Raw genomic sequence first — 10,953 nt, forward strand, 5'->3', positions numbered from 1 at the left:
CACCCGCGCCCTACGGCGAATGCCGCCCCCGGAACCGGCGCCGCTCCCCGTCCGACGCCCGCGACGGCTCGTCCGCGAGCCGTACGACGGGATCGTCGGGCCCCTCCCGCCCCGCCACCACCGGATGGACGGCCCGCTCCGCCTTGGCCCGGTACTGCGCCGCGTCGGCCAGCCGGAACAGCCGGCGGGCGGAGTGCACCGGCCCGATCGGGTCCTCGGTGGACGCCACCCCGCAGGCCACACCGTCCCCGATGCCCAGCTCCACGGCACGCCGGCACACCTCGTCAGCCGTCTTGACGACCTCGTCGGCCGGCGGCCCCACCGCCAGCAGACAGAACTCGTCCCCGCCGAGCCGCGCCGCCAGCGCCCCGGGCAGCATGGCCCCGCACAGCGACAGCACCATCCCGAACCGCTCCAGCAGCCGGTCCCCCACGGCATGTCCCAGCGTGTCGTTGACCCGCTTCAGCCCGTTCAGGTCGCACACGACCAGGCTGACGACGGCGCCGTCCCGCCGGTGCCGCTCCACGGCCTCGTCGAGCCGGGCGTCCACGGCGCGCCGGTTGGCGAGCCCGGTCAGCGAGTCGGTGAAGGCCAGCCGCCGGACCTCCTCCAGCCGCTCCGTCTGCGCGATCCCGGCGGCCACCACGGCGGCCAGCACCGTCGCGAAATCGGCGTCCGCCCGCCCGAAGACGGGCACACCGACCGCCCGGGCCACATACAGCTCACCCCACGCCCGCCCGTGCAGCACGATCGGCGCCACCACACAGCACCCGCGCCCCCGCCGCCGGAGGGCCGCGACCCGCTGGTGGCAGTACCCGGGCCGCCCCGCCGAGGCCCCCTCGGCGGTCTCCACCCACGCGTCGGGCTCACCGCCCCCCGCCCACCGCTCATGCAGGAACTCGGTGATCTCGGCGAACTGGTGCACCGGGTAGGACTCGTCCTCCGGGAACTCCTCCTCCCCCTCGGCCAGCTCCCCGACGTTCACCAGCACCCGCAGCCGCCCCAGCTCGCGCTCCCACACCGACAACGCGGCGAAACTCCCGCCCAGTGCCCGGCAGGCACCGCCGGCCGCGGCCCGCCAGGACTCCCGCGCACTGTGCGCGGCGGCCATGCCCTGGGCCAGCGTCACCACGGCCGCCAGCCGGCTCTCCTCACCCATCCCCCCAGATTAGGGATGTTCGAGACCAATCAGGACATCGAGGAAGCGAGGGATCACTCTCCGGGCCACTGCGGCGTGCGCTTCTCGTTGAAGGCGGCCACCCCCTCCGCCCGGTCGCCCGAGAACGCCACCGACCGCCAGGCGGCATCCTCGACCTCGAGCCCGGCGGACAGATCCAGCCCGTGCCCCAGCCGCAGCGCCCGCTTGGCCGCCCGCAGCCCCACCGGCGAGTTCGCGGCGATCCGGGCAGCCATGGCCAGGGCCTCCTCCCGGTCCCGTCCCTCCTCCACCAGCTCGTCGATCAGCCCCAGCTCCCGGGCCTCACCGGCCTCCACCCGGCGCGCGGTGAAGATCAGCTCGGCGGCACGGGCCGCACCCACCCGCCGGGGCAGCAGCTGCGTACCGCCCCCGCCCGGAATCACCCCGACGGACACCTCGGGCAGCCCCATGACCGCCGTCCGGTCCGCGACGATCACATCGCACGACAGGGCCAGCTCGAACCCGCCCCCCAGCGCGAACCCGTGCACGGCCGCCACCGTCGGCACCGGCAGCTCCAGCACCCCGGTGTACGCCCCGCGTGCGACGGGCCGCTGACGCACCAGATCGGCGTCGCTGAAGGAATTGCGCTCCTTGAGATCCGCACCCACGCAGAACGCCCGCTCGTGCGACGACGTCAGCACCACCGCCCGCACATCACGGTCCGCCGCCAGTGCCGCGCAGGCCCAGGCGACGGACCGGGCCATCTCGGTCGACACGGCGTTCATGGCCTTGGGGCGGTCGAGGACGAGCTCCGCGACATGTCCCTGCTCGTGCCGGCGCACCAGCACGAACTCCCCGAACCGTTCCTCACTCATGACACCCTCCGGTTAACGCGGGTTAACTTCGCTCGCTCCCGATCATCGCAGCCGACGCCCGCACGGAAAAGGGCGCACGCCCGGTTCCCTCGTCACCCCCCGCCCACCCGTTCGAGTGACATGCGGCCGACTCCGCCCCTCCGCCCCACGGGAGCGCATAGCGTGCGCACACCGCGGCGCGTCGGGGGCGCGCGGCAGGGGAGGAAGAGCGATGACACCGAAGACACCGCACACGGCCGAGCAGCCCGGCCGCTTTCCCCGTATCCGGGGCCGTCACCGCAAGCCCCGCCCCCGCAAGGTACTGCTGGCCGCGGGCGGCCTGGCCCTGGCCGCGGGCGCCGTGACCCTGATCCGCCTGACCTCGGCACCCGACGGCGGGACGGACATCGGCGTGGAGGCGGGCCCGCGCCCCACCCCCCACCCGGAATCGAGCACACCCACCACGGCGTCACCCCCTGCGAGCGGCCGGGCGACCGCACCGCCCCCCGAGGCGAGCCCGTCCTCGCCCGAGGCCCTGGGCGGCAAGCACAAGGCCCCCCTCACCGCACCGGAACCACAGTCCACGCCCCCGAGCCCCACAACCACCACCCCGAAGGCGCCGACCGCACCGAGGAACACCCCGCCCCCGCGCTCGGCGAGCACTCCGCCGGACACCCCCCGCACCCCCGGCCCTCCGCCGCCCGACCACAGGGAACCGGCCCCGGACCGCCCGAACGGACCGACTCCGACGCCCGAGCCCGAACCCGAGCCGGACCCGGGTCTGTGCGTACCGATCATCGGCCTGTGCGTGGGGGCCGCGGACTCCGCCTAGGCAGACGAAGCGGAAGGAGCGGCCCCGTTCCGGCGGGTGAGCAGCCAGGGCTCCACCACACCGAGCCCACGCACCGGCCGCTGCCACATCGGTTGGAGCGCGAACCGGTACGCCGGCGGCTCCTCGCCCTCCTTCTCCGCCGCGGCCACCGCCTCGGCCGCCGCCGCCTCGGAGGCGGGCGCGTCACCGGTACGGATCAGCTCCTCGGCGAACGCGGTGTCGACGAGCACGGCGTCGCGGGGCGCTATGGAGGTGAGCCGGGACGCCAGATTCACGGTCGTACCGAACACATCACCCATGCGGGTGGTCACCGTGCCGAACGCCATGCCGACCCGCAGCTCGGGCATGGTCTCGTCGTTCGCCATGGTCTCGATCAGGCGCATCGCGATCTCCGCGGCGGTACCGGCGTCGTCCGCCGCGTAGAGCACCTCGTCGCCCAGCGTCTTGATGAGCCGCCCGCCACGCGCCGCGACCAGGTCGGCCGCGGTGGTCTCGAAGGCCTCGACGAGCTCGCCGAGCTCCTCCTCCTCCATCCGCCGGGTCAGCCGCGTGAACCCCACGAGGTCCGCGAAGGCGACGGCCAGCCGCCGGTCGACCATCTCCTCGTCGTCGGCCCCCTGCACGACCCGGCCGGCGGAGGCGGCGAGCTGCCGCCGCCAGACGTACACCAGGAACTCCTCCAGCTCGGGCAGGAGCAGTTCGACGATCGGGTACGTGACCTCGGTGCGGGTCATGCCCGGTTCGGGCGGCTCGGTCAGCCCTTCCAGGAAGGAATCGATCTGCCATTCGGCCAGCCGTGCGGTGGTCTGCCCGGTGGACCGCGCCACCTGCACCGCCATGGCCTCGCTGAGCAGCCCCGCCTCCACCAGACCGGCGAGGCGGCGCAGCGCGAGAACGTCCGCCTCCGTCAGAGCCTTGGCCTGGCCGACGTCGGCGAAGCCCATGGCCCGCCAGAAGCGGGTGGCCAGCTCCATGGTGACGCCGGCGCTGCGGGCGGCCTGAAACGGTGTGTAACGGCGCTCGGCGCCCAGAATGAGCTGTTCGAGGCGCAGAGCAAGCGGATCCTCGCCGGCGCCCTGCGCGTCCGTTCCGGAACCCGAGTCGTCGACGGTCACGCGTTGCTGCCCTTCCGATCTGCCACGGCCATGGATCGACCGGGCTCAACTCTACGGCAGGTGTGCGCCAGCTCACTCCGTCAGGTTGAGCCGGGGGTGCGTTGGCGGTCCGTTCGTCTGCGGGTGCCCGGTGTGGGTTGCGCAACCCGGCACTTGCGGGGTGCCTCCCCCACTCTCGGCTGCGCTCGAGCGGGGGGACCCCCATCGCCCTGCGGCACGACTGCCCGCGGGTATGCCGCCTACGGCGGGGAGGGGGCGGGGTGGGGGTGTCCGCCCGCAGTGGCTGGCGCGTCCGCACCCTTCACCCCCACCAACAAGCTCAGTCGCGCCAGTCCGAGGACGGACACCCCCACCCCGCCCCCGCACCACCCACCCACCCACCCACCCACCGTGGGCGCTACGCGCACCCCCACCGGAGGGAGAGTGGCGCCGCAGGCGTCAACCCCTGCCCGTAGCGGGCCGCAGGTGGACGATGTCGCCCGCCCCCACCGGCTCCTGCACGCCCGACTCCGTGGCCAGAACCAGCCGCCCGTCGCCGTCCACCGCCACGGCCTCCCCCACCACGGCCCGGTCCCCCGGCAGCTCCGCCCGCACCACCCGCCCGAGCGTCGCGCACCCCGCCGCATACGCCTCCTGCAAGCCGCACTCCCCCGCGTCCCCGCCCGCGGCCCGCCACCGGCCGTACCACTCCTCCAGCGACCGCAGCATCGCCCGCAGCAGCGGATCCCGGTCCGTGCTCACCGCCCCCGCCAACGCCAACGACCCCGCAGTGGGCACGGGCAGCTCATCGGCCCGCAGGCTGACGTTGATCCCGACACCGATCACCACTCCGTCGTCCCCGGCGCGTTCCGCAAGGATCCCACCGGCCTTCCGCTCCTCTCCCCCGACGGTGACCAGCAGGTCGTTGGGCCACTTCAACGCCGTATCGACCCCCGCCGCCCGCGACAGCCCGGTCGCCACCGCGACCCCGGTCAGCAACGGCAGCCAGCCCCACCGCGCCACCGGCACCTCGGCAGGACGCAACAGCACGGAGAAGAACAGCCCCGAGCGAGCCGGCGCCGTCCACCGACGGTCGAGGCGCCCCCGCGCGGCGGTCTGCTCCTCGGCGACGAGAACGACCCCCTCCTGCACCGGCCCCCCGGCGGCCCGGTCCACCAGATCGGAGTTCGTGGACCCGGTGCGCTGCACCACCTCCACCTCCCGCCACAGAGCCCCCTCCCGCACCAGCCCTCGACGCAACACGGAGGCATTCAGCGGAGGCCGGTCCAGATCGGACCACCGGCTACGGGCGGATCGGGAGGATTCAGAGTCATCTCGGGGCGTCATGCAACCCACACTAGGTGTGGGAAACACCGCACTGCCGAACGGAAGGCCCCCCACTACGCTACGGATGAGTAACCGTCCCCCCTTTTGAGCAGGCAGGGAGCCGCATCCCGATGTCCGAGCCGGAAGAGCAGCAGCCTGACATTCACACGACCGCGGGCAAGCTCGCGGATCTTCAGCGTCGTATCGAAGAGGCGACGCACGCCGGCTCCGCACGCGCCGTCGAGAAGCAGCACGCCAAGGGCAAGCTGACGGCTCGTGAGCGGATCGACCTCCTGCTCGACGAGGGTTCCTTCGTCGAACTGGACGAGTTCGCCCGGCACCGCTCCACCAACTTCGGCCTCGACGCCAACCGCCCCTACGGCGACGGCGTCGTCACGGGCTACGGCACCGTCGACGGCCGCCCGGTCGCCGTCTTCTCCCAGGATTTCACCGTCTTCGGCGGAGCCCTCGGCGAGGTCTACGGCCAGAAGATCGTCAAGGTCATGGACTTCGCGCTGAAGACCGGCTGCCCGGTCATCGGCATCAACGACTCCGGCGGTGCCCGTATCCAGGAGGGCGTGGCCTCCCTCGGCGCGTACGGCGAGATCTTCCGCCGCAACACCCACGCCTCCGGAGTGATCCCGCAGATCAGCCTGGTCGTCGGCCCGTGCGCGGGCGGTGCCGTCTACTCCCCCGCGATCACCGACTTCACGATCATGGTCGACCAGACCAGCCACATGTTCATCACCGGCCCGGACGTCATCAAGACGGTCACCGGCGAGGACGTCGGCTTCGAGGAACTCGGCGGCGCCCGCACCCACAACGCCACCTCCGGCGTGGCCCACCACATGGCAGGCGACGAGAAGGACGCGATCGAGTACGTCAAGCAGCTCCTCTCCTACCTGCCGTCCAACAATCTCTCCGACCCCCCGGCCTTCCCGGAGGAGGCGGACCTGACGGTCACCGACGAGGACCGGGAGCTCGACACGATCGTCCCGGACTCGGCGAACCAGCCCTACGACATGCACGCCGTCATCGAGCACGTCCTGGACGACGGCGAGTTCTTCGAGACCCAACCCCTCTTCGCGCCCAACATCCTCACGGGCTACGGCCGCGTCGAGGGCCGCCCCGTCGGCATCGTCGCCAACCAGCCGATGCAGTTCGCCGGCTGTCTGGACATCACCGCGTCCGAGAAGGCGGCCCGCTTCGTGCGGACCTGCGACGCCTTCAACGTCCCGGTCATCACGTTCGTCGACGTCCCGGGCTTCCTGCCGGGTGTGGACCAGGAGCACGACGGCATCATCCGCCGCGGCGCCAAGCTGATCTTCGCCTACGCCGAGGCCACGGTCCCGCTGATCACCGTGATCACCCGCAAGGCGTTCGGTGGCGCGTACGACGTCATGGGCTCCAAGCACCTGGGCGCCGACCTCAACCTGGCCTGGCCGACCGCCCAGATCGCGGTGATGGGCGCGCAGGGCGCCGTCAACATCCTGCACCGGCGCACCATCGCCGAGTCGGGGGATCCGGACGAGGCCCGCGCCCAGCTGATGCAGGAGTACGAGGACGCCCTCCTCAACCCCTACGTGGCGGCCGAGCGCGGTTACGTCGACGCGGTGATCATGCCGTCCGACACCCGCCGTCACATCGTCCGCGGGCTGCGCCAGCTGCGCACCAAGCGCGAGAGCCTGCCCCCGAAGAAGCACGGCAACATCCCCCTGTAGAGCCAGAGACCTGAACATCCCCCTGTAGAGACCTGTAAGGAGCCGTTGTGATCAAGGTCGTACGGGGCAACCCGACCCCGGAGGAGCTGGCCGCCGCACTGGCGGTGGTCCGGGCCCGCGCCGCGGCGGCGTCCGCCGTGCCGTCCGGCGCGCCCGCACCCCGTGACTCCTGGTCCGACCCGTCCCGCATCGCCGCCCACCCGCTGCCCCAGCCGGGGCCGGCGTCGTGGTCGCGTACGTACTGGCCTGGCGCGTGACGACGACGGGCCGTACCCGTGGGGTACGGCCCGTCGCACCCACCGCTTCCACGCCCCGCCTCCTCCCGCGGCCAAGTTGAGTACGCGTACTCAGGCGCCTTCCGCCGGCTCGACGCGACGCTGGTGGCATGCTGTGGTCCGACCCCGAGAACGAGCCGCCCAAGGAACTGCGTGACACGCAGGACATGCTGCGGCGGCTGGGCGTTCTGATGGCTCTGGCCATGGTGCTCGCCATGCTCGTGATCGGCGTGAGGTGAGGCATCCGGGCGGCGTCGATACGCTGACCGCATGACAGATCACCCGCGCCGCCGTCTCGTGCTCGCCTCCCAGTCCCCCGCCCGGCTCGGACTGCTCCGCCAGGCCGGACTGGCCCCCGAGGTGGTCGTCAGCGGGGTCGACGAGGACGCCGTCACCGCCCCCACCCCCGCCGAACTGGCCCTCGCCCTGGCCGAGGCCAAGGCGTCCGTCGTCGCCGCGAAGCCCGAGGTCAAGGGTGCGCTCGTCATCGGCTGCGACTCGGTCCTCGAGCTGGACGGCCAGGCTCTCGGCAAGCCCGCGGACCCCGAGGAGGCCACCGCCCGCTGGAAGGCCATGCGCGGCCGCGCGGGCACGCTCCAGACCGGCCACTGCGTCTACGACACCCTCAGCGGCCGCTACAGCTCCGCCACCGCCTCCACCGTCGTCCGCTTCGGTGACCCCAGCGACGAGGAGATCGCCGCCTACGTGCGCTCCGGCGAACCGCTCCACGTCGCCGGGGCGTTCACGCTGGACGGCCGCTCGGCGCCCTTCATCGACGGCATCGACGGCGACCACGGCAATGTGATCGGCATCAGCCTGCCCCTCGTCCGCCGTCTGCTGGCCGAACTGGGCGTCGGCATCACGGAGCTGTGGGCGCCGCCGGAGGAGTGACCGGAGAGCCGTCGGTGCCCTCGGTACCGACGGGACCGCCGGCGCCGCCTTCCGATGCGGTGCCGGCGGGTTCGTCCGGGCGGCCGTCGTTCGTCATCAGGAGCAACACGACGAGGCCGAGTACGACCACCATGTACAGGAACGCGGTCCAGCCGATCAGCCCCCACGCGAACGCGCCCAGCAGCCCGTGCACCACCGCGGCGCTGATCAGCAGCATCCGGCCGAAACCGGCCGGCGCCCGGTCGCGCAGCGCGACCAGCAGGGCCACCAGGCCGCACAGCGCGAAGTAGAGTCCGAAGACGACTCCGCCGGCCTTCGAGGACACCGACATCATGTGCGGGTCGAGGCCCGCCAGCGACATGTCCTGCCGGTCGACGACGACGCCCAGGAACCAGTTCACCGCCGCGATGCCGAGCGCCTCGGCGAACAGCACGAGCGCCACGACCCACGCCACCGGTCTGCGCAGCACCGGCCCCCACCCACTTTCGAGCACGACTGTGGTTACCCCGAGTATGTTCGGGCCGACGCGAAGGCTACTAACGGGTAAAGCTTGGTACAAGGGTTCTCCGGAGGGCAAAGAATCATTGGGCCATTCGTAGGGACTCCACAAAGAAACGGAGTGGGCCGCAGCACGCTCTTACAGAGACCTTGACCACACAGGACGGCTAGGGTTTCCGGGAGGAGTCCTGCGTACCGAGGTGCGACAAGGGATTTCGCGGGTCGAGCGAGCCTCGCATCACGCTCCGTGTGGGCAAGCTCACCACAGGGGATGGGTCGAAGTGCCGTGTCGGCAGTCCCTAAACTCGGCTTGTTTCAAGGAGGGAGCCTCAATCGTGCGCAAGGTGCTCATCGCCAACCGTGGCGAAATCGCTGTCCGCGTTGCCCGGGCCTGCCGGGATGCCGGAATCGCGAGCGTTGCCGTCTACGCCGACCCGGACCGGGACGCTCTGCATGTCCGCGCCGCGGATGAGGCGTTCGCCCTGGGCGGTGACACTCCGGCCACCAGTTACCTCGACATGGACAAGGTGCTGAAGGCCGCGCGTGAGTCGGGTGCGGACGCCGTTCACCCGGGCTATGGCTTCCTCTCCGAGAACGCCGAGTTCGCGCAGGCGGTGCTGGACGCGGGTCTGATCTGGATCGGCCCGCCGCCGCAGGCGATCCGCGATCTGGGCGACAAGGTCGCCGCCCGGCACATCGCCCAGCGCGCGGGTGCTCCGCTGGTGGCGGGTACGCCCGATCCGGTGAGCGGCGCGGAGGAAGTCGTCGCCTTCGCCGAGCAGCACGGGCTGCCGATCGCCATCAAGGCCGCGTTCGGTGGCGGCGGGCGTGGTCTGAAGGTCGCCCGGACGCTGGAGGAAGTGCCGGAGCTGTACGAATCCGCCGTGCGCGAGGCCGTTGCCGCGTTCGGGCGGGGCGAGTGCTTCGTCGAGCGCTACCTCGACAAGCCGCGGCACGTGGAGACGCAGTGCCTGGCGGACCGTCACGGCAACGTGGTCGTCGTGTCCACGCGTGACTGCTCGCTGCAGCGGCGGCACCAGAAGCTGGTCGAGGAGGCTCCGGCTCCGTTCCTGTCCGACGCGCAGGTCGCCCAGCTGTACTCGGCGTCCAAGGCCATCCTGAAGGAGGCCGGTTACGTCGGTGCGGGCACCGTGGAGTTCCTCGTGGGGCTCGACGGGACGATCTCGTTCCTCGAGGTGAACACGCGTCTTCAGGTGGAGCACCCGGTGACCGAGGAGGTCGCGGGGATCGACCTCGTGCGGGAGATGTTCCGCATCGCGGACGGTGAGGAGTTGGGGTACGACGACCCCGAGCTGCGGGGCCACTCGTTCGAGTTCCGCATCAACGGCGAGGACCCGGGGCGCAACTTCCTGCCGGCGCCGGGTACGGTCACGACGTTCGCCCCGCCGTCGGGGCCCGGTGTGCGGCTGGACGCGGGCGTCGAGTCCGGGTCGGTCATCGGGCCGGCGTGGGACTCGCTGCTGGCGAAGCTGATCGTCACCGGCCGTACGCGGAAGGAGGCGCTGGAGCGGGCCGCTCGGGCGCTGGAGGAGTTCCGGGTCGAGGGCATGGCCACGGCGATCCCGTTCCACCGTGCGGTGGTGAAGGACCCGGCGTTCGCTCCGGAACTCACCGGTTCGGCGGATCCGTTCACGGTGCACACCCGGTGGATCGAGACGGAGTTCGTCAACGACATCAAGCCGTTCGCCGCCGCGGTGGACGTGGATGCCGAGGAGGACGCGGGCCGCGAGACGGTGGTCGTCGAGGTCGGCGGCAAGCGGCTGGAGGTCTCGCTGCCGGCGTCGCTGGGGATGTCCCTGGCCCGTACGGGGCTGGCGGCGGGCGCCAAGCCGAAGCGGCGGGCGGCGAAGAAGTCCGGGCCGGTGGCTTCGGGCGACACGCTGGCCTCTCCGATGCAGGGCACGATCGTGAAGATCGCCGTGGAGGAGGGGCAGGAGGTCAAGGAGGGCGACCTGGTCGTCGTCCTGGAGGCCATGAAGATGGAGCAGCCCATCAATGCGCACCGGGCGGGCACGATCAAGGGGCTGAGCGCGGAGGTGGGGGCGTCGGTCACGTCCGGCGCGGCGATCTGCGAGATCAAGGACTGACGTTCTGCCCGCCGCCGCCCGGCCGGGTCCTGTGCGGATCCGGCCGGGCGGCGGCTGCGGGCCGGTGGTCGTATGCCTGCGGCGCCACTGTCCCTCCGGTGGGGGGTGCGCGTAGCGCCCACGGTGGGTGGGTGGTGCGGGGCCGGGGCGGGGGTGTCCGTCCTCGGACTGGCGCGATGGGGCTTGTTGGTGGGGTGCGGGGTGCGGACGCGCCAG

11 protein-coding genes are annotated in these 10,953 nt (G+C 72.1%); 6 read left to right on the forward strand and 5 right to left on the reverse strand.

Annotated elements, in window-relative coordinates:
- Nucleotides 1–10: 10 nt before the first annotated feature.
- Nucleotides 11–1,159, reverse strand: a complete 1,149-nt coding sequence (locus ACZ44S_RS30845; protein ID WP_466934674.1) for a GGDEF domain-containing protein — start codon at nucleotides 1,157–1,159, stop codon at nucleotides 11–13.
- 53 nt (nucleotides 1,160–1,212) lie between these two features.
- Complete coding sequence (locus ACZ44S_RS30850) at nucleotides 1,213–2,013, reverse strand: enoyl-CoA hydratase/isomerase family protein (protein WP_466934676.1); 801 nt, start codon at nucleotides 2,011–2,013, stop codon at nucleotides 1,213–1,215.
- Between the two features lie 211 nt (nucleotides 2,014–2,224).
- Between ACZ44S_RS30850 and ACZ44S_RS30855 the strand changes: the two genes are divergently transcribed.
- A complete protein-coding gene (locus tag ACZ44S_RS30855; RefSeq protein ID WP_466934678.1) occupies nucleotides 2,225–2,824 on the forward strand; it encodes a hypothetical protein in 600 nt (199 codons plus the stop codon).
- Here ACZ44S_RS30855 and ACZ44S_RS30860 read toward each other — a convergent pair.
- Together ACZ44S_RS30860 and ACZ44S_RS30865 are read right to left on the reverse strand one after the other, a co-directional pair.
- Nucleotides 2,821–3,939: an adenylate/guanylate cyclase domain-containing protein gene (locus tag ACZ44S_RS30860; protein ID WP_466934681.1), complete on the reverse strand. Its 1,119-nt coding sequence runs from the start codon at nucleotides 3,937–3,939 to the stop codon at nucleotides 2,821–2,823. The two genes, ACZ44S_RS30855 and ACZ44S_RS30860, sit on opposite strands and share 4 nt — an antisense overlap.
- A 438-nt stretch (nucleotides 3,940–4,377) precedes the next feature.
- On the reverse strand, nucleotides 4,378–5,265 hold the full coding sequence (locus ACZ44S_RS30865) for a biotin--[acetyl-CoA-carboxylase] ligase (RefSeq protein ID WP_466934683.1): 888 nt from the start codon (nucleotides 5,263–5,265) through the stop codon (nucleotides 4,378–4,380).
- A 110-nt stretch (nucleotides 5,266–5,375) separates the two neighbouring features.
- On the opposite strand from ACZ44S_RS30865, the gene ACZ44S_RS30870 reads away from it, so the two are divergent.
- From ACZ44S_RS30870 to ACZ44S_RS30885, 4 genes are all read left to right on the forward strand, one after another.
- Entirely contained in the window at nucleotides 5,376–6,965 is a 1,590-nt protein-coding gene (locus ACZ44S_RS30870; RefSeq protein ID WP_466934686.1) for an acyl-CoA carboxylase subunit beta, read from the forward strand.
- A 47-nt stretch (nucleotides 6,966–7,012) separates the two neighbouring features.
- Nucleotides 7,013–7,222, forward strand: coding sequence for an acyl-CoA carboxylase epsilon subunit (locus ACZ44S_RS30875; protein WP_190161294.1), 210 nt, complete (start codon nucleotides 7,013–7,015; stop codon nucleotides 7,220–7,222).
- A 128-nt stretch (nucleotides 7,223–7,350) separates the two neighbouring features.
- On the forward strand, nucleotides 7,351–7,479 hold the full coding sequence (mmpB, locus tag ACZ44S_RS30880) for a morphogenic membrane protein MmpB (protein ID WP_106979509.1): 129 nt from the start codon (nucleotides 7,351–7,353) through the stop codon (nucleotides 7,477–7,479).
- Between the two features lie 31 nt (nucleotides 7,480–7,510).
- Nucleotides 7,511–8,131 (forward strand): Maf family protein, encoded by a 621-nt coding sequence (locus tag ACZ44S_RS30885; RefSeq protein WP_466934690.1) that lies wholly within the window; start codon nucleotides 7,511–7,513, stop codon nucleotides 8,129–8,131.
- On the opposite strand, the gene ACZ44S_RS30890 is transcribed toward ACZ44S_RS30885, so the two are convergent.
- A complete protein-coding gene (locus tag ACZ44S_RS30890; protein WP_466934693.1) occupies nucleotides 8,100–8,600 on the reverse strand; it encodes a hypothetical protein in 501 nt (166 codons plus the stop codon). The genes ACZ44S_RS30885 and ACZ44S_RS30890 overlap by 32 nt on opposite strands.
- A gap of 364 nt (nucleotides 8,601–8,964) precedes the next feature.
- Between ACZ44S_RS30890 and ACZ44S_RS30895 the strand changes: the two genes are divergently transcribed.
- Nucleotides 8,965–10,737 carry an acetyl/propionyl/methylcrotonyl-CoA carboxylase subunit alpha gene (locus tag ACZ44S_RS30895; RefSeq protein WP_466934695.1) on the forward strand — a complete coding sequence of 591 codons (1,773 nt, stop codon included), beginning with the start codon at nucleotides 8,965–8,967 and terminating at the stop codon, nucleotides 10,735–10,737.
- Nucleotides 10,738–10,953: the final 216 nt, after the last annotated feature.

The sequence above is a fragment of the Streptomyces malachitofuscus genome (assembly GCF_055571035.1).